The organism is Alterirhizorhabdus solaris (assembly GCF_007785815.1).
Lineage (GTDB): Bacteria > Pseudomonadota > Alphaproteobacteria > Sphingomonadales > Sphingomonadaceae > Alterirhizorhabdus > Alterirhizorhabdus solaris.
In genome coordinates, this window is the sequence record NZ_VNIM01000057.1 from 1 (window position 1) to 26,406 (window position 26,406).

21 protein-coding genes and 1 pseudogene are annotated in these 26,406 nt (G+C 66.2%); 5 read left to right on the top strand and 17 right to left on the bottom strand.

Going from position 1 to position 26,406, the window contains the following annotated elements; genetic code table 11:
• Positions 1-470: protein NO VEIN domain-containing protein (locus tag FOY91_RS13550; RefSeq protein ID WP_145152887.1), on the top strand; the 470-nt coding region annotated here is incomplete at its 5' end.
• A 376-nt stretch (positions 471-846) separates the two neighbouring features.
• Here FOY91_RS13550 and FOY91_RS22845 read toward each other — a convergent pair.
• The 5 genes from FOY91_RS22845 to FOY91_RS13575 all read right to left on the bottom strand — a co-directional run bounded on the left by FOY91_RS22845 (position 847) and on the right by FOY91_RS13575 (position 7,449).
• Positions 847-1,023 carry a TatD family hydrolase gene (locus FOY91_RS22845; RefSeq protein WP_145152940.1) on the bottom strand — a complete coding sequence of 59 codons (177 nt, stop codon included), beginning with the start codon at positions 1,021-1,023 and terminating at the stop codon, positions 847-849.
• 168 nt (positions 1,024-1,191) lie between these two features.
• Positions 1,192-4,110, bottom strand: a complete 2,919-nt coding sequence (gene mobF / locus FOY91_RS13565; RefSeq protein WP_145152893.1) for a MobF family relaxase — start codon at positions 4,108-4,110, stop codon at positions 1,192-1,194.
• A 4-nt stretch (positions 4,111-4,114) separates the two neighbouring features.
• Entirely contained in the window at positions 4,115-6,439 is a 2,325-nt protein-coding gene (locus FOY91_RS13570; RefSeq protein WP_145152943.1) for a type IV secretion system DNA-binding domain-containing protein, read from the bottom strand.
• Entirely contained in the window at positions 6,429-6,719 is a 291-nt protein-coding gene (locus FOY91_RS21710; RefSeq protein WP_162527232.1) for a hypothetical protein, read from the bottom strand. The genes FOY91_RS13570 and FOY91_RS21710 overlap by 11 nt, the downstream gene beginning before the upstream one ends.
• Before the next feature lie 484 nt (positions 6,720-7,203).
• Positions 7,204-7,449: a hypothetical protein gene (locus tag FOY91_RS13575; RefSeq protein WP_145152896.1), complete on the bottom strand. Its 246-nt coding sequence runs from the start codon at positions 7,447-7,449 to the stop codon at positions 7,204-7,206.
• A gap of 406 nt (positions 7,450-7,855) precedes the next feature.
• Between FOY91_RS13575 and FOY91_RS13580 the strand changes: the two genes are divergently transcribed.
• Complete coding sequence (locus FOY91_RS13580) at positions 7,856-8,140, top strand: DUF6437 family protein (RefSeq protein WP_145152899.1); 285 nt, start codon at positions 7,856-7,858, stop codon at positions 8,138-8,140.
• Positions 8,133-8,342 (top strand): hypothetical protein, encoded by a 210-nt coding sequence (locus FOY91_RS13585; RefSeq protein WP_145152902.1) that lies wholly within the window; start codon positions 8,133-8,135, stop codon positions 8,340-8,342. The genes FOY91_RS13580 and FOY91_RS13585 overlap by 8 nt, the downstream gene beginning before the upstream one ends.
• Positions 8,343-8,390: 48 nt before the next feature.
• Here FOY91_RS13585 and FOY91_RS13590 read toward each other — a convergent pair whose 3' ends face one another.
• From FOY91_RS13590 to FOY91_RS13620, 7 genes are all read right to left on the bottom strand, one after another.
• A complete protein-coding gene (locus tag FOY91_RS13590) occupies positions 8,391-8,798 on the bottom strand; it encodes a single-stranded DNA-binding protein (RefSeq protein ID WP_145152905.1) in 408 nt (135 codons plus the stop codon).
• A 715-nt stretch (positions 8,799-9,513) separates the two neighbouring features.
• A complete protein-coding gene (locus FOY91_RS13595; RefSeq protein WP_145152946.1) occupies positions 9,514-9,918 on the bottom strand; it encodes a PIN domain-containing protein in 405 nt (134 codons plus the stop codon).
• Positions 9,918-10,184, bottom strand: a complete 267-nt coding sequence (locus FOY91_RS13600; RefSeq protein ID WP_145152907.1) for an antitoxin — start codon at positions 10,182-10,184, stop codon at positions 9,918-9,920. Before FOY91_RS13600 ends, FOY91_RS13595 begins: the two co-directional genes overlap by 1 nt.
• A 93-nt stretch (positions 10,185-10,277) precedes the next feature.
• Positions 10,278-11,249: a DUF2493 domain-containing protein gene (locus tag FOY91_RS13605; protein ID WP_145152911.1), complete on the bottom strand. Its 972-nt coding sequence runs from the start codon at positions 11,247-11,249 to the stop codon at positions 10,278-10,280.
• Between the two features lie 427 nt (positions 11,250-11,676).
• Positions 11,677-13,851 (bottom strand): ParB/RepB/Spo0J family partition protein, encoded by a 2,175-nt coding sequence (locus FOY91_RS13610; RefSeq protein ID WP_145152914.1) that lies wholly within the window; start codon positions 13,849-13,851, stop codon positions 11,677-11,679.
• Positions 13,852-13,999: 148 nt separating this feature from the next.
• On the bottom strand, positions 14,000-15,196 hold the full coding sequence (locus FOY91_RS13615; protein ID WP_145152917.1) for a DUF932 domain-containing protein: 1,197 nt from the start codon (positions 15,194-15,196) through the stop codon (positions 14,000-14,002).
• 82 nt (positions 15,197-15,278) lie between these two features.
• Positions 15,279-16,154, bottom strand: a complete 876-nt coding sequence (locus tag FOY91_RS13620; protein WP_145152920.1) for a DUF7146 domain-containing protein — start codon at positions 16,152-16,154, stop codon at positions 15,279-15,281.
• A 129-nt stretch (positions 16,155-16,283) separates the two neighbouring features.
• Here FOY91_RS13620 and FOY91_RS13625 point away from each other — a divergent pair, with 129 nt between their 5' ends.
• Both FOY91_RS13625 and FOY91_RS13635 read left to right on the top strand, forming a co-directional pair.
• Positions 16,284-16,922: a lytic transglycosylase domain-containing protein gene (locus tag FOY91_RS13625; protein WP_238995696.1), complete on the top strand. Its 639-nt coding sequence runs from the start codon at positions 16,284-16,286 to the stop codon at positions 16,920-16,922.
• Between the two features lie 299 nt (positions 16,923-17,221).
• Positions 17,222-17,872, top strand: a complete 651-nt coding sequence (locus tag FOY91_RS13635) for a S24 family peptidase (protein WP_145152949.1) — start codon at positions 17,222-17,224, stop codon at positions 17,870-17,872.
• Between the two features lie 637 nt (positions 17,873-18,509).
• On the opposite strand, the gene FOY91_RS13640 is transcribed toward FOY91_RS13635, so the two are convergent.
• From FOY91_RS13640 to FOY91_RS13660, 5 genes and pseudogenes are all read right to left on the bottom strand, one after another.
• Entirely contained in the window at positions 18,510-21,170 is a 2,661-nt protein-coding gene (locus FOY91_RS13640) for a glycoside hydrolase family 2 TIM barrel-domain containing protein (RefSeq protein WP_145152928.1), read from the bottom strand.
• A gap of 41 nt (positions 21,171-21,211) precedes the next feature.
• Complete coding sequence (locus tag FOY91_RS13645) at positions 21,212-22,096, bottom strand: GDSL-type esterase/lipase family protein (RefSeq protein WP_162527233.1); 885 nt, start codon at positions 22,094-22,096, stop codon at positions 21,212-21,214.
• Positions 22,097-22,216: 120 nt separating this feature from the next.
• Positions 22,217-24,829: a TonB-dependent receptor gene (locus FOY91_RS13650; protein WP_145152934.1), complete on the bottom strand. Its 2,613-nt coding sequence runs from the start codon at positions 24,827-24,829 to the stop codon at positions 22,217-22,219.
• Positions 24,830-25,056: 227 nt separating this feature from the next.
• Positions 25,057-25,914: an SMP-30/gluconolactonase/LRE family protein gene (locus tag FOY91_RS13655; RefSeq protein WP_145152937.1), complete on the bottom strand. Its 858-nt coding sequence runs from the start codon at positions 25,912-25,914 to the stop codon at positions 25,057-25,059.
• Between the two features lie 13 nt (positions 25,915-25,927).
• Positions 25,928-26,406 (bottom strand): annotated as a pseudogene (locus FOY91_RS13660) (dihydroxy-acid dehydratase); the annotation flags it as partial.

Consider the following 26,406-nt stretch of genomic DNA (forward strand, 5'->3'; position numbering starts at 1 on the left):
CCGGCGGGGGTGGAGGCGGGGCCTATGTCGGCGTCCCTCAGGAGAAGAAGGATATGATCGGCCGGCTCGGCGAGCTGACCGTCTATCACTGGCTCAAGGCCCGTCAGCCCGGCCAAGATATCGATGCGTGCTGGAAATCGAGCAATGCCACGCCCTTTACGGGGCGAGAGGGTCGCGACGGCCTAGGCTACGATTTCCGAATCTCTCACAACAAACAGACCTGGTACATAGAGGTTAAGGCGAGCGTCGACGATCCCTGCCAATTCGAGCTTGGCGAGACCGAGGTGCGAAAGGCGCGCGATATCGCTCAATCGCGATCCGCGGATCGATATGTGATCGCCTATGTCGCCAACGTCGGGAACGGTGCAGCAACCACAATCGACATCTTGCCGAACCCGTTGGCGGCCGATGCCGATGGCGTCCTGAACATCGCGGGTGACAGCATCCGATACACTTTCGGGCGGCGCTGAAGCGCCGCATGCTTCTGATCGGCCCATTCAAATGCGTCGCCCCCTACGTCGTGGATGGCGACACGCTTTATTGCTCACACGGTCCCCGTGTGAGCCTGGCCCGGGTCGATGCGCCGGAGATGCCGGGACATTGCCGACCGGGGCGGCAATGTGCGCCAGGCGACCCGCATCGGAGCAATCGTGCGCTGGTTGCGCTCATCGGCGGCAGTGCCCTGACCTGTACGCCGGTGTCAGCGGCGCCGACCGGTGGATCTGCTTACGACCGGTATGGGAGGGTGGTCGCCCGATGCTCTGTCAACGGCGGCGATATCGGCGCCTATATGGTCGCTACAGGTTCGCGATCAGATGGCCGCACGACTGAACGAACGCACTCTGATCACCCGACGAGTGCGCGCAAATTGCTCGTGATCTGCCGGGCCATCGTCGGCGAATCCGTCCCCGCCAGCGAGGCAAGGGTCTCCACCGTCGCTGACACGTCGCAAGGGAACGATGGCCGACTTTCCGTTTGGGTGAATGGTCCATCGGTCTCGGTCAGGATCCGATCGCGGGGTATGGCTTCGACGAGCGCCTACGTTTATCGCCCGACCGCATCGCGTGATTGACCGAGAAGAAGCGTCCCAGATCGATCGCACGCTGGAGTTCGACGGCGGATTCGGTAAACCAATGCAGCACCGTGCGCGTCCGTTCGTGATCAGTTCATTCAGGTCGAGTATGCTCCTGTTCAGATCCCAAGCTCGAATGGCTTCGACCGACCCTGATCGGGATCGAGCATCTTCTCCGGCGGTGTTGGTCCGGAAGTTTTTGTAGCGGTTGAGTTCCTGACGCCGCGCAACTCGCCGCTGGTTTCGAGTGCCGACGTCTTCCCGCCGGGATTGCGCAGCAACTGTCTCTCGAGCTGGCCTGCCCGATCGACTACGAGGGTCAGGGCATCGCGCAGCCGGGTCACCGTCACGAGGAATGTCTGCTGATTGACGAGCCTGGTGTCGCGCGTTTCCATAACGGCGATCCCGCGATCCGATGTCAGCCCCTGCGCCATATGGGCGTTGAGCGCATAAGCGAGGTCGAGCCGCTGCAGCATCGGATCACCGCGGGGCAGGGAGACGGTCTGCCCTTGCGACGTTCGGACCTCTACCCGCCGCGCATCGATCGCCACCACCGTCGCCTGATCGGCGTTGAATAGTCCGCGCTGATGGTCGTTTGCCGTCCAGCGGATCCGGTCCTTCTCGTGCAGCGTAAGCGTCTTCGGATCGTACAGCTGCAGCGGGCTCTCGCCGTCGCGGATGCGCAGCTTCTCAGGGCGCAAGATGCGTTCGCGACCGCCCGATAACCGCAAGGTCACCGTACCCGTTCGATGGTCAGCCTTTTCGACGGTCGCACGGGCCCGTGGCAGCCGCTGGCTGACCTGGGGGCGGCTGATCTCGACGATCATGCCGACCTCATAGCTTTGCGATCGCCGCAATTCCTCGTCGGTGAGGCTGACCCGTTCGAGCACCGTCAGCTCGATGCTGCCGGGCCCAATCTCGCCGCGCGCGATCAGCCCGGCCTGCACCGCCTTATTGACCTCGCCGCGTAACCGCCGTCCCGAGGCGTAGATCGCCGTGCGGCTACGCTCATCAGGTGCGAGCGCCAGCCAGCGGTCGGCTGCCTCCGCGCTGCCACGCCCGGGCGCTTCGATCGTGAACGGCGCCAGCGCCTCCATCGCGCGATCAACGGCGCCGATCTGCGCCGCCGCGGCTGAGACCTTGATCGCGTCACCGCGCGCACGCAGATTCTGGCTCATCTGCGCGGTCGGGGCGCCGGCCTGCTGCATGACCGAGAAGGGCTTGCCGGCGTCAACCGCGCCCAACTGGCGCGCGTCGCCGACGAACGCCATGCGCCCAACGCCGATCAGATTGGCGAGGCGGACGAGCTTGAGCTGCTCGGGATTGGACAACATCGATGCCTCGTCAACGAGGATTGCCGCACCGCCTAGCGTACGCCGCGCCTCCGCGAGCGCGCCCGGATCGGGCGCGGTCCCGAGCAGCTTGTCGTGGCTCTTGAGGAAGCGGGCGACGGTCATCGAAGTGATCCCAGTTTCCCGCTGGAGCATCTGGACGAGGGTATTTTGGACGGCGAGGCCGAGCACCTCATGCCCACTCGCGCTGACGATCTCGGCGGCGGGCGCAAGCACGCTGCTCTTGCCGGCGCCGGCGACGCCCTGGATCGCAACGATGCGGTCGGGGGAGGCGAGGATCATAGCGCCGGCGGCACTCTGGCCGGTATTCAGGATGATACCGGACCGCGCCTTTGCCGTCTCGGTCAACCGATCGACAGCCGTATTGACCGGCGCATAGGCAGCGCCCTTGCCGCGACCAGCATCGACCTCGCCGAGCATGCGTCGTTCGGTCTCGAGTGCCTGGGCCGTGGTGATCATCTCGGTCCGTCGGCCCTCGATCAGCTGCCCGGCCCGGGTGAGGGTGTCGACACGGCGCTCGACCGCCTCGATGCGGACGGGTAACCCGGTATCGAGCGCGGCCTTATAGATGTCGGTCTTGAGGAATGCCGCCTCGCGCTGCTCGAGATGACGGAGCGCCGAGGCCACAGCGTGGGCGGCGGCCACCTGCGCTGGCCCCATCCTGCCCGACGCGCGCGGCAGATAGGGATCGGCCGGCGCAAGCCCGAGCCGCTCGCGCAACGCGTCGATCACCGTCGAGGCGCGCTCGGCGACGCTGCCGATCGCATGCGCGAGCTTCGTCCATCCGGTGGGCACCGCCTGACGTCGCGCGTCGGCTGCGGCGATCATAGGGGCGAGATCGAGCCCGGCATCCTTCGCGCTCTCTCGCCACGCCTCATAGAGCGCGGTGCGGTCCACCGCCGGTGCCTTGCTGGGCCGCGTCATCAGCGTCGCAGCGGCGAACGTTTCCGGCGTGCGGCTGCCCATCTCTGCGACCTTGTCGAGGATCTGCTGGCGGCGGGTGCTGAACGCCATGACCAGATTGCGGCCGATCCCGGCGGCTTCGAAATTGCCGTGCTGGGTGCGGTCGCCGATTTCGTAGCCGAGCGCCTCGACGCGCTCGCGAAAGCCGGTCATCGCGATCGAGTTCAAGAGGGTATTCAGCGACCAAAGCTTCTCATTGTGGAGCGCGCGCCACTTGCCGTCGGGGCCTTGCGTGACGTTGGCGATGACGGCGTGAAGATGCGCCTGCGGGTCCTGAGCGCGGCTGGTATCATGCTCGAACAAGGCCGCGACGAGGTTGCCGGTGGCGACAACACGCTCCTTGCCCTTGACCTCCATCCGGGTCTCCGCGGCCCGGCTTTCCGCCCAGCGCAGCGTGTCTTTCACCGCCTCCTTATAGGCGTCGAGAATGCGCCGGTCGCCGCCGACCAAGGCGAGCAGCGACCAGCTCTTTGGTAGCGAGAAGGTGAGATCGACGCCCGCGCGGTGGCGGTCGGGCGTGCCGACCTGGGTGCCATCGGGGAGGCGCCCCCCCAGCAGCGCCTCGAACCGATCCTGGTAGACCTTGCCTTCCAGCCCGAGCGCCGCTGCACCCTTGCCGAACCATTCGCCCGAGGTTTCCGCCTCGCCGGCGGTGTAGTAATTGTCGGCGGCGAAATAGCCGGCGGCACCCTTGGCAGAGCGCACGCTCGAGACCGAGAGCATGGCGTCAGAGGTCCAGCTCGGGTTGATCGACCGACCCCGGATCGGACGGCGCGATACCCTCCCGCATCTCCCGCAACGAGATGTTCTCGGGGCGCGTGAGCGGCTTCACGCCGTGCGCCGGATTGACGCTGCCGGGGCGGCCATCGTGCCGCGCATCTGTTCGAGCCGCGCCGTTTTGATTGCGCGCATCGGCGTCCTGCCCGGGCCGTTCCGGCGTACCGGTCGGCGGTGCATCACCCCCGCTTGCGGCGCGGACCGGTCGCTCAGCGGGTTCCGAGGCGGCCCGGTTTGCTCTCGCCGCACCGCGACCGAACGGCGTGTCGATCGGTCGTTCAGCCCGTTCTCGCTGTTCGCCGCTAAGGTTGTCATCGACACGAACCGGCGCTTCTTTATCGGATGCCGCACAACCCTCTGCGAGCTTCGAACGCTGGCCGCTCGGGCCCGGGCCTTGGTCGCTTGCACCGGTTACGGTGTCCGCGCTGGGCCGCGCCGAGCCCGCCTCGTCGGCTGGCCGGGCAGGGCGGCGCCGTTCCTCGGGCACGCGCGGTGCGAACGGCTCGCTGATGTTAGAAAATGCGACGTAGCGAAGCTGGACCGGCGCCGCGGGGAAGCCGTCGGGGAACTTCAGATAGCCCTGCAGGCGCGGCAGGTTCATTAGCTGGTCGGGGAGCAGCAGCGGTTCGATCTGACGCCGGGGCGTCAGGCTGACAGAATCGCGGGCGTTATTATAGCCGTAGCTATAGCCCTCCTCCATCTCGCGATATTGGCGATGACCGATGAAGTCCGAGCACCAGGTCGCGGACTCGCGATCGGCGGTAGCGAGCACCAGCTTGGTGCGGGCAAGCGCGGCGAGCGTCATCGCCATATTATCGCCGTAGGTCTCCTTGAGCTTGGCATAGGCATGGACGCCGACGACGATCGCGCCGCCATAATTGCGGGCGGTCTGCAGGCCCTTCTCGAGCGCGGGCAGGCGGTGTAGCGCGCCGAGTTCGTCGAACAGGAACCAGAGCTTCAGGTCGGAGGTTCGGGGCCCGGCCATCAGCGTGTTCATCGCCGTGTCCATCCACACGGTGAGCAGGCGTGAGGCGACCGCCATGTCGACATACCGCGCCGACACGAACAGAAAGCTCCCGGCTTCGCCTGCGCCTGCGACCCAGTCGCGCACCGAGAAGCGGGGTCCGGTCGTCGGCAGCATGCGCAGCGCCTTGGCGTTGGCGTTGAATACGGCGCGGATCGACTCCGCCATGCGGGCGGCTTCCGGTGCGGTCAGCGGATCGGCGACGGTGCCCTCCATCAGCCGGTGGACATGAGCGAGGCTGGCGGTCATCAGCTCGGTGGACAGGGCCTGGTTGGTCGCCCGGCCCTCTTCTACCAGCTTGAGGCACATCTCGACGAACAGCATGCGCGCGGCGAGCACCCAGAACTGCTCGGAGCCGCCGCCGTCGTGCGGCACCAGCGCCTCGGCGGCGGCGGTGAATGCCGCCTCGTCGCGGCAGTCCTCGAAGACCGACCACTGCGGGCAGCGGGCATCGAGCGGGTTGAGGATGACGTCGCGCGCAGGATCGTAGAAGGCTTCGATGAACGCGCCGGTGAGATCGAAAATCACGGCGCGGTGGCCGCGGTCGCGCACCTGCTGGAGCAGGTCACGGAGCGCTACGGTCTTGCCGGTGCCGGTCGTGCCGATCAGCATCGCATGGCTCTGTTCGAGCCGCCATGGGAAGGGCACGCCGGCAAGTGTATAGGGCTCGTACAAGTTCGCAGCGCGCCGTTCGGCAGGCGAGGCAAGCCGCCAGCTCGGCCCCAGCAGACGCCCATACTCGCGCGACCGCTCAATGCGATTATGCGCCTCGATCTCGCCGATCAACGCGGGGCAGGTTGCGAGCGTGGCGCCGCGCTCGTGCCGACTTTCCTTCGACCGCCGACCAAACCATGCCGCCGCCCAGGCGAACGCCATCGTCGCGGGCACGGTGAGGAACGCTGCCAGCATAGCGCCGTCACGAACCGCGCCCATGCATTTCGTCCACGCCGACACCATCAGCGGGTGTTTTGCCGCAAGGGCGATGGGGATCAGCAGCGGATGGCCATCGCGCGCCAGATTCACCGGCTTGGTCGGATCAAACTCGAACCAGCTATAGGCGGCGACATAGAGCCGCATCCATGAAAGATAGCTTTCCTGATCGGTCAGCGTCGCGTTGAGACGCCACCAGATCAGGCCGCCGAACGTCGCCAAGGCGACCAGTGTCGGCCCCTTCAAGCCAGCCGCGAACATGAAGCCGAAGTGCCCGATGAGCTGGCTGCCGCGGGTGAAGTTGACGAGCTTATGCCGCATCGGACCGGCCCTCCTCGGCGAGGCGATCCTTCCACAGCTCCAGCATGTTATTGCGCAGCTCGGGGTTCGGATTCGTGGCCAGCAAGCCGTCCATGGCGATGGCGAGGTAGAGGATCTGATCGATCGCATCCTCGACCCGCGACCGGCTGCCGGCGAGTTCGTTGGCGATGAGACGCCGGACGAGTTTGCCCACGTCGGTCTGGCGCGAAGCGGCGAGCGCATTGAGCTCGGCCCGCATGGCGCTGCTGAGCCTGATAGCGATGAGTTCGTGGTACGACATGAACGTCTCCGTTGGGGGCGGAGGCATCCGGTCACGCTGCGAAAGGCAGGGCCGGATTAGCAGAGGGGCAGGGGTGTAGGAAAACGCTTTTCATCCGTACCCGGTGACCTTAGCCGCAGTCAGATCAAAGACTTAGTCATGTATAGCAGGCGTATAACGAAATAAGCTTAGCTGTTATACGGCTATTGGCGAGTGTTCCCAAGTATCTGCCCTGCGGCACCGCCGCGTAAGGTGTGCACCCTTTGCCCCAGATAGTCCGAGTGCTGCGGGTGGTGATGTATGACGAGGATCCGGCGATCGATCGGTGCTACCGGAGGGACGCGGCGCGGTGAGAATGTCTCGCTCGATGGCGCTGGAACGACACTATATCCAGGAGCACTCATCCCGCCGGCAAGCTGAAATAGGATGTCGGCATCCGCGCCTCACGCCGCGCCTGTACGCTCTGAACGAGCAAAAGAGAGGGAGCGGTGTCCCTCTCACGCCGTCAACTCTCGTCGCTGCGGCCGGCGTCGACGGTGTGGACGATCCGGTCGATTAGGTCCCGCATCAGGGGCTCATAATCCCCTTCATCGGCGACCCAGTAGCATCCGTCGTCGTTGCGGATGATGTGCTGGTCGAAGTAGCTGTAGCGGGCCCTCTCTGAGGCCTTGGCATAGGCTGCCATATAGGCTGCGTGATCGGCCTGCGCTCCGCTGTTCGGTGCTGCCGTGATCGTGCTGATGTAGGTCATCGTCCATCTCCTCAACGTCGTGAAAGACGGCGTCTCGAGGACAGCGGGAGGGATCGGGGGTCAGGGACCGTGCGCTTCAGCGCGCGGCCGCGTAAGCGGCGATGGGGGTCACGATTTTTTCGGCCGCGCGCTGTCGCCGGAGTTGATGGGCCGACCTCGCTCGGCCGGAAAAATGGTGGGGCCCCGTCGTCCTTGAGGCCCGATCTCTCCCGCTGTCACTCTACCCCATGTCGAGCGAGTAGAAGAGCTCGCCCGGCGCGGGCTCGATGCCCGCGACGGGCGATTGAAGCGCAACCGAAGTCGCACGCACTACCCCAACCCGGTCAGAAGAAAGGACTTTCCTACACCCGAAGCGGTATCCGATGATCGGCATCGGAAGGGGCTTCGACCGACAAGGAGATAGGTCGTGGCCAAGAAGAAGCCGAGCGCGCTCGACGCGCTCACACGTCTGAATGAAGAGCGGCGGTTGCTCGAAACCCGCGGTGCCGATGTCCGTCGCGCAGCAGCATTGGAGCTCGGCCATGCCGTGCTTGACGCGGGCGGCGCGAACCTCGGAATTACACGACTGCGAGAGCTGGTGACGTCCGCAATTGCCGGCGACAATCAGTCGACGCGGAAGGAAGATCACGGTGGCGTGCCCCGTAGCGACCCGACTACTGCGGTCAAGCATGCGGAGGAGAGCCATGGCTGATCCGACCACACAGCGTAATGGCGAGGACATGATCGAGATGAGCGGCATCCTCGCCCATCCGGCGACCAGCTATTGGCTGCGCGACGCGATCGTCAGCGCGATCGAACGCGATCCGTTCGATGCCGAGCGCGATGCGATCGTTCTGGCCGAGCTGCTCGGCCGGCGCCTCGACGCTTTGGTTGCGCGTCACTTCCCGCTATGACGAAAGGATGCCCCGGTGGCTGATCGCCACCGGGGCCAATCGGTCCGATCAGAAGGGGACATCGTCGTCGAGATCATTCTGGCCGCTGGTGTCGCCGCCACCGGATTTGCCGCGGCTGAGGAACTGGACATCGTCCGCGATGATCTCGCAGCCGTAGCGCTCGACGCCCTCACGGTCGGTCCACTTGCTGTAGTGGATGCGCCCCTTCACCGCGACGAGCATGCCCTTGGTGGCATATTGCGCGACCGTCTTGCCGAGCCCGTTGAAGCAGGTGATTCGGTGCCATTCGGTTTCCTTGGCGGTGAAGCCGCTCGCATCCTTGAAGGTCTTGCCCTCGCTGTCGCGCTTGGGCCGGCTGGTGCCGAGGCTGATCGTCGTGACGCGGGTATCGCTGCGGGTCGAACGGGCTTCCGGATCGGCGCCGAGGTTGCCGACGAGGAGAACGGTATTGGTCATGGCCTTGCTCCCAGGTTCGTCGCCGGGACCGTCCCGATCGACTGAACCCCGGCCATGGCGAGGCAAGCGACGCCGGTGCACCGAGGGCCGACAGGCCCGAGGGAAACCTGCAGACCAAGGCTGGCGCGGGCAGCGGAGGCGAAGCCGGAGCAACACGGGCCTTGGGAAGCGGGTTGCGTCGGATCGCGCCCGCCATAGGGGAGATAAGTCGATGGGAACGGCCCCGGCTCACATGGGCTGGCTGACCGACCGGTCGTGTTGAAGGGTCAGTCTCGCGGCCGCCGCGATCCGCACGGCCCGTCTGCCCCGACGCTGTCGTCCTACGGCATCGCCGCTCCGATCCATCGCACGAACTGAGGGCAACTATCGTGGGTGCGTGGGAAAGCGCCCCGGTCCGCTCACCCTTCGCCTCGCGGTTCGATCGGCAGGACAGGGCGGCCAGGACGATGACATGACCGGTCGACTCGTTACACGGGCGCATCCGATCAAGGTGACGAACCGGTCGTGCGCTGCCCGCCGCTGACGTTCGGACCGGGATGGCCACGTCGCCATGCCCGTTGATTTCGCGTGCGGCAATGCCGGCCAGCCTGACACGAGTATCTTCCGCCCAACCATCGGGCCGTCGCCGTCCGAGACCGCCGCCGGGGTTCTGAGGCTGGCGCTGTTAAAGATGACAGTCGCGAAACCGAGCGGGCCCCCGATGTCCGCACCGGTTTTATTCGATCCAATTCTCAAGCAGGAGCGGCGCGGCGAGACGGCTGAAGTGACGCTGATTGTTGGTAACCAGCGTCGCCCGGAGCGCCAGCGCGTGCCCGGCGATCATCATGTCCATGTCGCCGATTGGCTGCCCTTCGGTCGTCAGCTGGTGGCGGATGTCGGCATAATGATCGGCGGCGGCACCGGTCCAGGGCAGGATCTGGATGGTGTCGAGAAATTGACCGACGAGTGCGTGGAGCCGGTGCGCCGGATCGATCCGCTTGAGGCCGTAGACGAGCTCGGCGCCGGTCACTGCCGAGATCGCGACGTCGGCGGGATCGAGCTGCCGGAGACGATCGGCCAACGCCTCGCTGCCGCGTTTGATGATGTAACTGGCGGTATCGATGTCGAGCAGGTGGAGCATCATTCGTCGTCGAAGACTCCGCGCTCACCCGGCGCCGTGTTGAGCGGTCGCGTCGCCATATAGTCGCCGGCGTCACCCGCGGCTTCGCCCAACTCAAAGAATTTGCGCCAGGCAAGCGCGCCGGGACGAGTGGACAGGGTGACGTCGCCAGACGTGGGATCACGGCTGATAAAGACCTCCTCGCCATCGAAGCGGAACTCGGCGGGGAGGCGCACCGCCTGGCTCGCCCCGTTGCGAAACAGCTTTGCCTTGTGGATCACCGTCATGGAAATCGCCTCCGTCTATGCACCAGTATAGACTCTCTTGCGCCAGCGCAAAAGAGAGGCTGGACCGGCGCACCGGTCCAGCCGAAATCGCGCTCAGGCAGCAGCGGCTGCGGTCTGTATTAGCGCGTTGTGCTTCGGGTTTGTGCCGAGCGGGCCGCGCCGATCGACGACCGCGATGCCCTGCGCCCTGGCCTGGATGACGAGACGCTCGAGCACGCCGTTGCCGGCAAAGGCGACAACGTAGCGGGGTTTCAATCCGAGCATCTGCTCGTTGCGGCGAAAACCGGCGCGGGCGCCCAGCCGGGTATCGAGGCTGAAGCTGATCTGCGGCACCTTGTGACGCTCGGCCCACGAGGCGGCGAGCCGGTCGGCGCCCTTGCTGTCACCGCCATGGACGAGAACCAAGTCTGCGACGTTGGCACGGACACGGTCGAGCGTCCGCCAGATCGCATCGCCGTAAGTCTTGGCGTCGTCGGCTGACGCGAAGCTTTGGCGGCCACCGGCGAAGACGACCGGCGTGCCCTGCGGCATCGCCGCGCGGCGCCTGCCCTCGGCGCGGGCTTTCAGGAACTCGCGACCCTGGACCACGGCCGATGTGGTCAGGGCATCATGGCTGAGCCGCGATCCGCCGGCGGGCTTCCACGACGATCCGGTCTCGGCGAGATAAAGCGCGGCGGCCGTCTCCCGCAAGTTTTCGAGCGCAAGCATTTCGACGTCGGCGGCCTGGGCACGTTCGATCTGCTGTTCGAGTTCGGCGGTGTGGATCTCCGAGCCGTCGTTGGTCGCGAGCAGCAGCCGAATCTCGTCGGTGGCGCGCTCGATCCGGGTCGACGCCTTCCCGGCGGCGCGGTGGAAGAGGTTGACGAAGCCCCAGCCAAGCTCCTCGGCCTGGCCTTCGAGGATAGTGTCGGTGAACAGGGCGAAGAGGTCGGACCATACCGCGGCGAGCGTCTGGTCGATCGCTTCTGGATCGGGTCGGACGAGGCATTGGGTGCCCGTCTCGGCCTTGATCGAGACATGCCCGAGCTCGAGTGCGGCGAGCTGGGCGGCAAGGGTGGTCGGCATGAGAGGTCTCCTGGGTGACGCCGCACGATCGCGGCGACGCAAGCCCGGGAACCCGGCGGCACCAGGGACACGGGCCACCCCCCGGCAAGGCTGGCGCGGGCAGCCTCGCGGGTACCGTGAGGCAACACGGGCCGCAGGCGGGCGGGTTGCGCGTGGACCGCCGGCGGGGAGAGGGCCTCTGCAGCGCCCGCGTGATGGGGGGCCCGAACCTCGCGTCCGACGCTGTCGTCCAGCGCGAGCTAAGGATACGAGGCTGCGCCATCGCGGGCAGAGCGGGCTGGTGCCGCCAGCGACGACGCCAGCGCGGTTTGGCCACTCGCGTCACGCTTGCGCCATGTCCGGGCGTTGGGTCGGCACCAAGCCTCGCCGGCAAAAGAAGAGGGCCCGCCGCGAGCGGCGGACCCTCAGGGGTGAGCCTGGAGCGGACTTATTCGGCCGCTTCGGCGTAGTCGACATCGGCCTCTGGGACGTACTCGTGGACGATTTCGCCGTCATCGCCAGCCGCCGGTTCGCTACCGCCTACCGCCGGTCCTGACGCGCTCCCATCGGCGGTCGGCTCGGCGACGGGTTCCCTCCCGCCGTCTGCCCTGGAGATCGCTTCGGCCTCCGCCGGGGTCGGCAACGCGCGGCCCGGTGTGCGCAGCGGCTCGGGCAGCCAGCCCGTGCCCGCGAGCAAGCCCTGCGCCCGCTCGGCCATCTCGGCCTTCTTGAGGTGGTCGATCGCCTGCGCTTGCCGCGAGCCCCGGGCCTCGGCCACAGCGGCGAGGATGCGCGGCTTGGTCACCCGGCCAAGGAAGTTGTCAACGGTCGGACTCCAGCCGAGCCCGGCCATGTCGAGGTCGACCGCTTCGGCCAGTCGGTCGGCATGCGCGAGCGCGCGGGGCCGCCGATTATAGGCGTCGTAGGTCGCGTTCACCGACATCGCGACGCAGTGCGCGAACAGGTGCCAGCGGCTGTCCATGTCGAAGCCGGCGAGCACGTCCCACAGCGCCTCCGGGTCCTTGGGCAGCGTCGTCGCCCATTGCTCGTGACGCGCGTCGAGCGATTGGGCCGACGCGGTTTCGCCGAGGCCTGCCGGCTGGCCGGCGAAGCCGCTGCTCTTCGCGTCGAGTTCGAGGCAGGTGTCGAGCGCGTAATTGTAGAAGCGTCGCAGCACGAGCGCGTGCAATGCCGCAAGGAACGCGACCTGCGGGTTGGCCCCGATCGCGTCGCGGAGCGCGACGGTGCGGTGCGCGGTCAGCTCGGTCAGCAGCCGGTCGGGGATCGGGCGGAGTCCCTCGTCCTCTTCCGGCTCGGGCGCGGGGGTCGTGCCGCTATTCACCGCTTCGCTTGCGTTGTCGCCGCACTCGACGCGAGCGACGCTGTGATCGTCGGCTACCGCATCGTCGCCGTCCGCATGCGGTGCGGATTCTGACTCGACCGCTGGCTCGTCCTCATGTCGGACGAAACCACGGTCCACCCGCAGCCGGCCCTGGGCATCGACGCTGACGAACGCGCCGGCGATAGCGACCTCGGCCGGGTCGAAGATCATGGGCCGATCGTCGAGCGCGTCGAGCGCCGTCTCGATCTCACCCATGCGGCTGTCCGCCTCGTCCGACAGTTCCTCCGCCGCGGCAAATTCGGCTTCGATCTGCTCGGCCTCCGCCTGAAGCGCGTCGCGCGCCGCTTCCTGCTCGGCGGTGAGTGGAGCCTGCTCGCCGGTCAGCCGGCGCAGACCGTAGTGATGGCCGTATGGCAGGTCGACGAAGGTCTCGACCCACTTATACCCCTCGGCGGCGACCGTGTCGGCCGCCTCGCGTAGCTTCTCGGCGACGAGCATGTCGAGCAAGCCGGCGTCCTGTAGCCAGCCGCCCTCGTCTGCCTGGAACAGGTCGTTGAGCACTTCGCCGCCGGCGTCGATATAAGCCTCGATGCCGACGAACTTTGCCCTCCTGTCCGACGCGCGCACGGCGCCCTCGGTCAGCATGCGGCGGATTTCATAAGGCTGGCGGGCATAGCCGCGCTGGAGCGCATCCCACACCTGCTCCTGGCGCTGGTGGTCGGGATTGACCGTGAACGCCATCAGCTGGTCGAGCGTGATGCCGTCCTCGGCATAGACGTCGAGCAGCGCCGGGCTGACCGCGGCCAGGCGCAGCCGCTGCTTGACGACCTGCACCGAGACGAAGAAGGCGGCGGCGATCTCCTCCTCGCCCATGCCCTTCTCCCGCATCGCCTGGAATGCGCGGAACTGATCGAGCGGGTGCAGCGGCGCGCGCTGGACGTTCTCGGCGAGGCTGTCCTCCTCGGCCAGGCCCTCCGTCCGGACGATGCACGGGATCGGCGCGTTCTTCGCCAGCCGCTTCTGCTTCGCGAGCAGCTCCAGCGCGCGGAAGCGACGGCCGCCGGCCGGCACCTCGAACATGCCGGTCTCCTGACCCGCCTCATCGAGGACGGGGCGGACGGTCAGGCTCTGGAGCAAGGTGCGCCGCGCGATATCGTCAGCGAGCTGCTCGATGGCGACGCCCGCCTTGATCTGACGGACGTTCGCCTGGGACAGGATGAGCTTGTCGAGCGGGATCGCGCGCTGTTCGCTGAGCGTAATTTTCGGTGGTGACTTGGCCACGGTGCTTCTCCGTGACGGGCCGGCCGGAAGCCTCTCTCCCAGCCTTTCGACCCGTCAAACGCAAAGCGGCCCACCTCTTCTCTCTGAAGAGGCGAGCCGCATGCGGTTGAGAAAGATCCCCGACGGCGTTGGTTTGACGCGGCGGTGTTTATGCCGCTCGGTCGAGCAGCTTCTTGGCGCGACCTTCGAGGTCGAGGCGGGCGTCCTGCTGGGTCTTGCCACGCGCGACCGCGGTGATGCCCTGGACGAAGTCGAAGATGCTTGCCGGCGGATGCCCTTCCTCAGTGAGCACCGTTTCGATGATCTTCGCCGTCTCAGCCTTGCCGAAGCCGCGCTTGCGCAGGAAGTCGGCGCGATCTTCATCAGTGCGGGCGACAATGCGTTCGCGCGCCTGGCGGATGCCGTTCACGAAGGGCATGGGCGAGCCGTCGGCGAAGCGGGTCAGCGCCGGTGCTGCCTCGTGGGCGAAGCGGTTGGCGGCATATTTCGAGTGGCGGATGCTGATCTCCTCGAAATCCTCTACGCCCCAGAGATTGCGGTTCTGGCAGACGGCGCGAAGATAGAAGCTCGCCATGCCGAGTGTCTTCGCGCCGACTTCGGAATTCCAGGCGTAAAAGCCGCGGAAATAGAGATCTGGCGAGCCGTCGGGCAACCGACCCGCCTCGATCGGGTTGAGGTCGTCGACCAGGAACAGGAAGACGTCGCGGTCGCTGGCGTAGAGCGTGGTCGTATCCGACGTGATATCGACTCGCGGATTGTAGATGCCGGTCGACCAGTCGAGGACGCCCGGCACCTTCCAGCGTGTGTCGCCGGTGCCGTTGCCGGCGATTCGCTGCACGGCGGCGACCAGCTCATGGTCGTAGATGCGGCCATAGTCGGGGCCAGTGACGGCGCGCAGTTCGACCCGGCCATCGTCCGTCTCGAGCGTCTTGACCTGCTCGGCGCGGTGCGAGGTCAGGCCATATTGCAGGTTGATCCCGGCGAGCGTCGCCGGGAGCTGACGCAGATAGGCGGCGGGGGCGCCGACGAGGCTGGCGAGTTGGCCGAAGCTCCAATGGGTCGGCGTAATAGGCGCGACCGCGCCGGGCAGGACGAGCGCTAACCCCTCGGCATTGTCGCGGCTCGCCTCGACGCGCACTGCTGCGCTCTCGACCGTACGCGTGCGGCTGCGCTCGGACCGGCCCTTCACCGACCCGAACAGATCGGACAGCGACAAATAACGCTCGTCGGCCGGCCGCGAGAACCATTCGGACGACACGCGCCCGATCCGCTCGCCACGACTGACATCCACCTTGTATCCGCCGCTCATATCCTGGCGGGCATCGAGAACTTGCATCTGGGTCATAGCGCGTCTCCGCGACGGGCGAGCCGGAAGCCTTTCTCTCGGCCCTCAACCCGTCACGGCGACAGCCGCATTCTCTTCTCTCTCAGCCGGCTGGCCGCACGCGCCGGATCACGTCGTTCCAATCTTCACCCGGCCGCTCGGGATAACGCGCTTCAAGCATCGGCATGTGGCGGAGGTGCTCACGCGCCAGCACTTCGGCCCTGCGGCCGCCGGCGTCATTGTCCAGGAACAGGATGATCCGGTCGATCGAGGCGGGGAGGGTGATGCGCTGGAACCGTTCGGTCCCCAGCGCCGCCCAGCACGGAACACCGAAGAGCGCGCTGGCTGACAAAGCGGTTTCGATCCCTTCGGCCAGGCCGAGCAGATCGCTTGCCGGCGCGAGCCTGACGAGCCCGCTGCCGAGCAGGCCGAGTGCCGCGCGCGAGGGCTGTCGCGTCGCAAGGCCGTGTCCGTCGGACGCGAGAAACGTGCGATGGATCGCGACCAGCCCGGCCTCGTCGCGGACCGCGGCGATCATCGCGGGCACAAAGCGCGTCAGCGGCGCTCGACCTTGTGGTGTCCGGGGGTGGAAGCGGAGTTCGCTCGAGCCCGGCACCGAACGTTCGTGGAGGTAAGTATCCGCGATCGTGCCGCCGAGCGGTCTTGCTTCCGACCACAGGCGGACCGCCGCTCCCGCTCTGCGATCTTTGTCCAACGCGGACCGAGGAGGTGATGAAATAATGCCGCCGGCCGGCAGGTTCAGTCTGGCAAGCGCGCGAAGAACATCCGTTGTGTCGCATCCGGCAAAGCAGTGGAACAGCAGCCTTGTCCTGCCCGGCCGGACGCTGAGTGATGGCGAGCGATCGGCGTGCGCTGGGCATCGGCACATGCCGCCGCGTGGGCTCCAGTGACCGCCGAGCGCCTCCACGATCGTGCGGCCCGTGTTCGGCATTTGCGAGCTGGGATTGTGAATGGTCATGGGGCATCTCGCTGCAATTGCATGCCCCGCGCCGCCGCCTTTCCTCCCGGCAATAGGCGCTTTCCTACAGTATCAGGTTCGCACTATGTTCCGATTCGGGGAAGGGGAGAATTGTGATGCGAGATTATGATGCTGAAACGATCCGTCCTCTTGATCACCCTTGCGCTCCTTCCTCTGGCCGCGCCTGCGGCGGCTGAGACGGTCGGGCCGACCGGGTCGGGCGCAGACGCTACCGTCCCGGGTGCCGAGAGCGAAACCTTCAAACTCATCGAGCATCGAATTGCCGCCCCAGCCGGTGGCCAACCGTTTGCGACCGCGCCGACCGCAACGCCGCGACCGGAATCTGGGGCGCGTTGGAAGCTTTCGTCGTCGGTTGCCGGCGCGCGAGCGCGCGTACTGGCGATCATTCGCTCTGCCGAACTCCGCCACGCGCTGCCCGGCGGGCTGCTCGATGCGCTGATCTCGGTCGAATCGCAGTATCGACCAGATGCGGCGAGCCGGGCTGGGGCGATGGGACTGACGCAGCTCATGCCGCGCACGGCACAGGGTCTTGGTGTCCTTAACCCGTTTGACGAACGCGCAAACGTCGACGGCGGCGCACGCTTTTTAAAAGCGATGCTCGACAAGTTCGGGTCGATCACGCTGGCGCTGGCAGCGTATAATGCCGGCCCGTCGGCGGTACTCCGCGTCGGCGGCGTTCCCGCCAATGGCGAGACCCCCGCCTATGTCCGCAAGGTCTTCGAGGCCTGGCAGGCGGTGGGCTTCTAAGATGGGCCTCGGTGCCCTCTCCGGTCGCGGCGACGTCGTGTCAAGAGCCGTGCCGGCTAAGGTAGGACGCCACCTTCGCTTGAACCTTACGCCGTGGCTTCCGGCCAGCGCGCAGATCGGCAACGAAGCGCGGATCGTGGACGACGGTCCGACCGAAGCGGGTTGGGCTGACGCCCATCCGAGAAAGGAAAGCCTCGATTCTTTGCAGAAGGTCCACGTCCACCAGCGGCGACTCGCTTTACATCGTTCCTCCTATGTTCCATATCAACGTCCAGCCCTGTAGGAAATCACCTATGCTGATGCTTTCAACATTCGATACGCCGCAGGCGGTGCTCCAACGCCTGATCGACGAGCGGAGCGAGGACTATGCTGGTCTTTCGCGCCTGATCGGGCGCAATGCCGCGTATATTCAGCAGTTCATCAAGCGCGGAACACCGAAGCAGCTTCACGAGCAGGATCGCCGCACTTTGGCGTCCTACTTCGGCGTGAGTGAATCACTATTGGGCGGTCCGCAGGAAGAGTTGAAGCCGTCACTCGTTTCCGTGCCGGTGTTGAATGTCCGCGCGTCGGCGGGGCACGGCGCGTATAACCACGATGAGGCGCACCGCGGTGCCGTCGGGTTCGACCCGAAATGGCTGCGCGCGCTGACCAAGGGGCCCACCGATGGCCTGTCGATCATCGAAGTCAGCGGGGATTCTATGGTTCCGACGCTTGCGAATGGCGATGAGGTTATCGTCGACCAGAAGGATGGCGTGGGTCGCCTGCGTGACGGTATCTATGTGCTGCGCCTCGACGACAGCTTGATGGTCAAGCGACTGGCGCGGCAGCCGGCCGGGAAGGGCGTGTCGATCCGTAGCGACAACCCGGAATATCCGAGCTGGCAGAATATCGATCCAGCACGGATCAACATCGTCGGGCGCGTTCTCTGGTACGGTCGCAAACTTTCCTGATATCGAAGCGTCGACAACCGCATGTCCGCCAGCTCAGCCTTAACGTCATGGGCGTAGTGTTTTCGAACAAAACGGCTGCGGTAATCGACGCTTCGAGATTCTGATCTGCGCACTGGGCGCGAAATTCGAATGCTGCTCTCCAGGTTGTGCACGGCCCGCTGCGGTAAGGGCGGCAAAACGCCATCGTTTCGAAGGCATGTTCAAACGACCATATTCACTCGCGCTGGTCAGCGCGCGAACCTCGGAGAGGATCGGGCGGTACAGTCGATGCCGCCGCCGACGAGGCCGCGCTCAGTCCTCCTGCGCGATCGCGATCCTGCATCCTTCAAGATGGCGGGTGATAACCACTTGGCATGAAAGGTGCGACCGCGTCGCGGTGTTGCGAGTTGTCCATAAGATCGTTTTCGTCCCCGCTCATCTGCCTGCACCTGGGCAATGAATCCGCCAACGGCGACGTTCATGACGCTGCGATCGTCGCGTTCGGCAGCGACTATCGTGCCGGTGGCGTCCCTCACATAGATCCGGCGGTTCGTTGTCTCCCCAAACGACAGCGAGGAAGGCCGGATCCGCCGCGATCGCCACCTTCTCTAGGGTGCAGCGCACATGCGGGTTTCGGAGTTGGGCGGCCAAGTGGGTATCACCGAGTCAGCGTGATCAACTGTACCCCGTCCGCGAGCCCTGGGCTGGAGACGCGCACCGTCGCCTCGCCGCGCTGGCCCGTTGGCTGGAGGATCGCCAGCGCCGTGCCGTGGAAGGTCCGCGTGCGATTGTCCTGAAAGCTCTCGATGCCGTAGGGATTGGCGGATCCGGCCGCACGCAAGCGGGCACGCCCGTCGACCAAGAAGGTTAGCGGGACGGCGGCATCGGGCACAAGCCGGCCTTTGGCATCGAGTACCTCGGCATGGACGTAGACCAGTTCGGTGGCGATTCCCGGGACCGCCTCGCGCTCCGCTCGGAGGCGAAGCCTGGCCGGCGCACCGACCGTCTCCAGCGTCCGACGTGCTATCTCCTTGCCGCTCGTGTAGCTGACCGCAGTTAGCGTACCGGGCTGATATGGCACCTCGAGCTGCACCTTGCGCTTGTCGATCGGCGCGAGCGCCTTGCGGCCGACCTCCCTGCCGTTCAGCAGCAGCGCCACTTCATCGCCGCTTGTGTAAATATGCACCGACATCGGATCCGAATTGCCCTCGGGCCAAGTCCAGCTTTCCAGTAGATCGGGCCATCCCCAGGCGGTCTGGTCCTCGTGGAAGCCGGCCGGCACCGGCCGCTGGACGACCAAGGAGAGCGGGTTGCGCCCCCAGACCACGTCGCGATACAGGCTCGGCGGGCGTTTGAGGCCGATGACGTCGATCTCGCCGGCGCCTGCCAGATATGCCGGATAATCCCAGACGTAGAAGTTCAGCAGGCTCACATCCATGCCGAAGATGATCTTCTTCTCATTGTCCGGCGGCGCAGTGTTGGACCGCAGGCGTGACGACCCGACGCCCACTTCGCCGATGTAGTCCACCCCCGTCCACAGGAATTCACCCATATAGGCGGGGTTGCGCTGCATATGGTCCCATATATCATAGGCGTCGGCGCTATGTGTCTCGGTCGTGAGGAAGGTCAGGTCCGGATAGGTGGCGTGATCCTTCTCGACCGCGTTGAACGAGTAATTGTAGCTGGTCACGTCCAGCTGGGCGCGGGCCGCCTTGCCCTTCTCCCCCAAATAGGAGGCGGTCAGCGCCTGGGTGATGAAGCGCGACATATCCTGCTCGCGCACCACGGCTCGCATCTGCGTCGCAAGCTCGACGCCGCGCGGCGACACGGCTTCGAAAATCTCGTTGCCGATGCTCCAAAAGGCGATGCTGGGGTGATTGCGATCGCGCCGTATCGTATTCGCGAGATCCTCGCGCCAATGATCAATGAAGTAATTGTTATAGTAATCCTTCATCAACTTGGGTTTTTCCCAAACGTCGAACGCCTCGTCCATGACGATCATGCCGAGTTCGTCGCAGACGTCCAGGAAGTAGGGAGATGGCGGATTGTGCGCGCAGCGGATCGCGTTGAAGCCGTTCGCCTTCAGCAGCCCTACCTTGCGCCGTTCGGCCCGGTCAATGGCGACGGCGCCGAGCATGCCGTGATCGTGGTGAACACAGGCGCCCTGCAACTGGTAGGTCTTGCCGTTGACTTGGAAGCCGGCCCTTGGCGAGACGCCAATCGTGCGGATGCCGAAGCGCTGGCTGATCCGGTCGGTCACCCTGCCGTCGCTTGTCAGGGTGATGTCGGCACGGTGCAGGTTGGGCGTACCAGGGGACCAGAGAGCGGGGCGAGCGACGTCGAGTTCGGCATCGATGCGGCCGCCTTTGGCGGTAACCAACACGGACTTGGCGGCCGAGGCAACGACGCGGTCGCGCGCGTCGCGGATGTTGATGCGATACTCCGCCGTCTGCGGCATGCCCGCGCGGTTCTCCAGTTCGATGCCGAAGAGCACCGTCGCACTGGCCGCATCCACGGTCGGTGTGGTGATCGCTACGCCGGAATAGGGCACGCGCACGGTGCCGGTGCGGCTGAGCCAGACGTGGCGGTAGAGGCCGGAGCCCGAATACCAGCGCGCGGTCTCGCCGACGTTGGAGACGCGCACCGCGAGCACGTTCGGCAGGTGTGCCCGCAGGTGCGGCGTCAGGTCGAATACGAAGCCGAGATAGCCGTTGACGTTGCGGCCGAGCGACACGCCGTTGATCCACGCCTCGGCGATCATGTAGGCGCCGTCAAAGCGGACCTCGACCTGCTCGCCGGGCACGAGGTCGGTAAGCGTGAAGCTCTTGCGATACCAGCCGATCCCGCCGACCGTCCAGCCGGTGCCCCAGCCGAACGCGGATTCCGCCACGTCGAACGGCCCCACCTTGTGCGGCGGCCCGCCGGGGGCGAGCGGCGGCACCGACGCCATGACGATCGGCACCTCGGGCGAGACTACCGGCGCGCCCTTCGGGTGCGGCCCTGGGTTCCACAAGGCGACCGGCGGCACCCACGGATCGGTCGACTGCGGCGCGCCGGGGCGATCCTCGATGCTCCAGTCGTGCGGCAGATCCAGCTTGCGCCAGCCGCCGTCGTCGAATTCTGGGCGCTGGGCCTGTGCGGTATCGCCGAGGAAGAAGCGCCAGTCGTCGTCGAACGGCAGGTCGCGCGTCGGCCCCTTCGCAGCCGCCGGCGCCTTCGCCAGCGCAGGGGTACCGCCGACCAGCGCCAGCGCCGCGCCGCCCGCGGCGGTGGCCTGAAGCATCTGCCGACGGTGGAGCGATGTCCTCTCGGTCGTCATCGTCTGTACCTCATCTGCGTAGCCGGACGTCACGGGTGGTCCTATCGGGTGGCTCGGGCGACTGCGCCGCTCGCCAGCGGGCGCATCGCCGCATAGCCGGCGCGATTGGGATGGACGCCGTCGTTGCCGAGGTCGGCGCGCAGGCCGTCATCGGCATCGTGCAGCGGCGCGAAATAGTCGACGAACACCGCGCCGCGCTGGGTCGCCAGCGTTCGCAGACGGTCGTTGAGGCGCTTAACCCGCACGGCGGGCTTCAGGTCGGGCTGCCACGAGCGGACTGAGATCGGCGGGATCGAGGCGATCACCACCCTGATCCGGTTGGCCTGCGCGACATCGAGCATCGCGCCGAAATTGTTGACGACGTCGTCGTCGCGGATCGCGCCTGCGTTCTGCAGGATGTCGTTCGTGCCGGCCATGATGTGCACCACCGCCGGCTTCAGCGCGACGACATCCGGGTAGAAGCGCAGCAAGATCTGCGAGCTGGTCTGCCCGCTAATACCGCGATCCAGCATCGTATCGCTGAAGAAGCCCGGATCGGCACGGCCCCAGTTCTCCGTGATGGAATCGCCGAGGAACACCGCGCGCGGGCGGATGGCCTGCGCCGCATTGTCGGCGCGGTAGCGGCAGAGGCCGGACCAGTCGGTCTTGAGCAGCGCCTGCTGCCGGCTCGTCAACTGCGCGACGTAGGCGGCGGTCTCGGGATCCTTCATAAATGTCGCGGGATCGATCTTCACGCCGGGCGTCAGGCTCATCTCGCGCAGCTTTGTCGAGACCGGCGTGTCGGGCAGCTGGGCATTGGCGCAGGTCGTATCGGCGGCGGCGGCCAGCGTGGGCGCGGGCGTCGCGATGAGGGCGGCGAGCCCGGCCAGCAACAAGCCCCTTCGCATGTTCGGGGCGGGGCGGGGCATCTGCCGAGACGTCGTCATGGTCGTCACCTCCGGTGGCGCGAAGCCGGCCCGCTTGCCCGTCCGACATCGCGGACGTCGTGTCGTCGAAGAAGACGGGCGGGGCATCGTCGATGCCCGCCCGCATGTGCGTCGCCCGGCTTACTTCGAGCCGAAGGCGTAGCGCAGCGTCACGCCATATTCGCGTGGACGCGAGCTCCGCACCACGTCGTAACCGGCAGCGGCGGCGAACGTCGGATAGGCCGAGTTGATCGTCGCGACGCGGGCAAGCTCCACCTGCTTGTCGAACACGTTCTTGCCGTAGATGCCGAGATCCCAGCCGGCGTCGTTGCCGGTGATACCGGCGAAGAGATCGACAATGGCGTAGTCCGGCGTCTTGCGGAAGGTGGTGCCCTGACGGAAGTTGCCGAAGTTCGGGTTCTTGCCCTGGTAGTTCACGTTGAAGCGGACATAGGCGCCGAGCGCGTCGGTGAAAGGCACTTCATAGCCACCGTTGGCGGTGATCTGCAGCGGCGCCTGCGTGTTCAGCACCTGCCCCTTGGCCGACTGGCAGAAGTTGATCGGGTTGGCAGCGGAGACCGCCACCGCGCCCGCGCACGAGCCCGGGTTCGACGGGATCAGGCCGCCCTGCGACTTAATCTTCGAGTAGCTGATGTTGGCGCCGAGCGACAGGTTCTCAATCGGATTGGCCGCCACCTCGACCTCGAACCCGCGCACCTTCGCATCGAGGTTGCGATAGAAAGCGACGTTCGTCTGGGCTGCACGCGCCGAGACACTGCTGAAGAACTGCACGCCTTCAAACGTGGTAAGCTGGTCCTTATAATCGAGCTGGAAGACGGCCGCATTGACCCGCAGGCCGCGCGTGATCGTCGACTTGACGCCTAGCTCGTACGACCTCGCCGTCTCCGGGTTCGGTGTCACGAGGTTGCGCGGCAGGCCCGGGTTGTTGATAGCGGCGAGACCGGTACGGAACGAGCTGCCGGTGGTGGCGTAGACAAGCAGATCGTCGGTGAACTTGTGCGACAGCGAGAAGTTATAGATCGTCTTGCTGTAGCGGTTATTGTTGGCTTCGGACGAGTTGCGGAAGCCGTTCGGCAGCGCGAACTCGCAGATCACGCCGGTCGTATAGACCGGGCTGGCAATCGCCGAGCCGAGCCCCGGCTGCGATACCGCCGGGCAGGCGGCGCGCGACGGCAGCAGCGGGTTAGCGAAGGCCTGGAACGCCGCGAACGTCGTGACGTCGATGGTCGAGGTGACCCGATCCCGCACCATCGCGAGGCCGCCGGTCAGTTCGGTGTTCTCGTCGATGTGGAAGCGCAGGTTGCCGTAAAAGCTGCGGAACCGCTGACCGAGCGCGATATTGCTCGAGCTGTTCAGGATGTAGCGCGGATTCGGCACCGTGACCGCGCCGGGCGCGGCGGTGACGGGGTTGCCGAACGCACCGGCCAGGAAGGTCGGCGCGTTGAAATTTTGAAGGCCTGCCGAGCGCTTGGTGAAGAAACCGATGTCATAATCAAATGGTCGGCTATCGTCAGGGTTGGACGACAATCTGATCTCGTGGGTCATGAACTTCGGTACGCCCGCCGCCGTCGGATTCGGCATCGTGAACGTCTCAAATCCGGGCAGGATGTTCAGCGGGTCGGTCGCGTTGAAGTTTGGTCCGGCGCGATTATACTGGCGGCCAAAGTTGTAGCTTAGCGACTGGCCGAACACATCCCAGTTGGCATTGATCGTCAGCAGATCGACCTTGCCGAGCCGAATGTTCGGCAGATCCGCGACCGAACGATTGTCGCTGGAGGACAGCGCCGGCCCGTTGAAGTTGGCCGGGATGGCGGGGGACAAGCCGGGGACGGCGGCGCGGCCCGGGCTGCCGGTGCCGGCGACTTGGGTGAAATCGCGACTCACCGACCGGCGGCGCTGATACATCGCCTGCAGCGACAGCGTGTCGGTCGGCTTGAACAGGATGGTCGCGCGATACGTGCGGTCCCGGAAATACGGATTAATCGTGCTGTTGACGCTGCGGACGCGCGTGCTGTTGCTCTCTTCAATGTTCGTAGCGAGGCGGATCGCCAGCACGTCCTTAATGATCGGCGCGTTGACCGCGGCCTGAATGTCATAGTGATCGCCAGATCCGTAGAGGCCGAACACCGTGCCACCGAACTCGTCGAGGTCGGGCTTGCGCGTGGTGAGGGTCACTGCGCCGGAGATCGACGGCGCGCCGCGCGTCGTGCCCTGCGGCCCGCGCAGCACTTCGATCTGGCCGACGTCGAACAGCGACACGATCGTAGCGGCGGGATCGAACGGCACTTCGTTGAAGTAGATCGGCGTGGCCGGGGTACCCGAACCCGGCTGCCAGGTGACTCCGCGCAGCGTGACCGAGGTGCTCGATCCGGCGTTGACGAGCGTCAGGCCCGGTGCGAGCTTCGAGACTTCGTCGACCTGCGTGATCGCGAGCTTCTCGAGGCGGTCACCCGTGACGACCTGGACCGAGACCGGCACGTCCTGCAGGTTTTCCGCCGAGCGGCGCGCCGTGACGATGATCTCGCCCGCATCGCTCACATCGGCGCTGTCCTGACGCGCTTCGTTAGCGGCGGCGACGTTCTGACCCTCGGACGCGGTGCCGACCGTCGCCGGTTCGGCGGTCTGCGCATAGGCCGCGAACGACGTGCAAAGCGAAAGCGCGCCAACCGAGGCGAGGCAGCCGGCCTTCAGGGCCCGCGACGAAACAGACAGATGTTGGGAACGCGCTTTCATATCCACCCCTTTTCACGCCCGTGTCTACCTTAGTGGAGACGCATCGCTTGTCCGTCTTGTAGTCCGACTATAAAGCGGAGACAATGGGCGATTGTTGCAAGAGTGCGGCACGTGCGTGTCGATCTGATGCGTGGCGGGTCCGTAGAGCGCACTATCTCGTACGCCTGCCGATCGCCCGTCGCTTGAGCGCCTCGTCACGCGCAATCGCGGGCTGGGGCGAACGCGCATTATCCGTCGAACCGGCCGGGGGGCAGGCCGACCGCGCCCGAATAGACCTCGAACAGCGCGCCGTCCTCGGGTATCGTGTTGAGCCCGATGGTCGCCGAGGTCACGAACATCCGGTCGAGCCTCTCTCCACCAAACGCGATATTGGTGATCTGCCGTGCGGGCAGGGCAATGCTGCGGTCGAGCGTGCCGTCAGGCCGGAACCGGCTGATGCGGCTGCCGCCCCAGTGCGTGATCCAGAGACCGTCGTCGGCGTCCACGGTCATGCCGTCCGGATGCCCGTCGAATTCGGCGAAAGTGATGAAGTCGGTGCGGTCGGCCAGCCTGCCGCTGGGCAGCCGGCGGAAGCGATAGACCGTCCGCAGCGCGGTATCGGAGTGATACAGCCAGGCGCCGTCGGCGCTGAACGCGGGTCCGTTGGGCACGCCGTAGCCCGTATCCATGCGCGTCCAGCGGCGGTCCGCGCCGAAGCGGTAGAAGGAACCGCTGGCCTGCTCTTCCGCCATGTCCATCGTGCCGCACCAGATGACGCCGTCCGCATCGGCCTTGCCGTCGTTCATGCGGTTGTTCGGCAGCGCGGGCTCCGGGTCGGCGATCGGGCGGATCGCCAGCGGATTGAGATCGAGTTCGGCGAATCCGCTCTTGAAGCCGGCGATGAAGCCGCCGCCGATCCGCTCGACCACCCAGCCGAGCGGCTCGGGCATGGCCCAGCGCGTGACCCGTCCGTCCACCAGCGACAGCCGGTTGAGTGCTGGCGCGAGGATATCGACCCAGAAGACGGCGTTCTCGCGCTCCGACCAGAGCGCGCCTTCGCCGAGGCTGTCCTGCGTATCGCGCGGGACGATCGACCAATCCGCCATCGGTGCCGCTCCGCTAGTGGTTGTCGCGTGGCAGACCCTGCGTCTGCGCGATGCGCTGGTATTTTTCCGCGCCTTCCAGGATAGCGCCGCTGTCCATCTGGCCGACGACGTTGCGCTGGATCTCTTGCCACGGCGTCTGCGAGGCGGGGTAACGGTAGCCGCCCTCGGCCGCGAGCGTGCGCCGGCGCTCGGCCAACTCGTCGGCCGCGATCAGCACGTCGGCCGTGCCGCGGCCGAGATCGATGCGGACGCGGTCGCCCGTGCGCAACAGCGCCAGCCCGCCCATCGCCGCCGCCTCGGGGCTGGCGTTAAGAATCGACGGCGAGCCGCTGGTGCCGGACTGGCGACCGTCGCCGATGCAGGGGAGGGCGTGGATGCCCTCGCGGATCAGGTAGGCGGGCGGCCGCATGTTCACCACCTCGGCCGCGCCGGGATAGCCGATCGGCCCGGCGCCGCGCATGAACAGCAGGTGGCTGTCGGTGATGCCCAGCG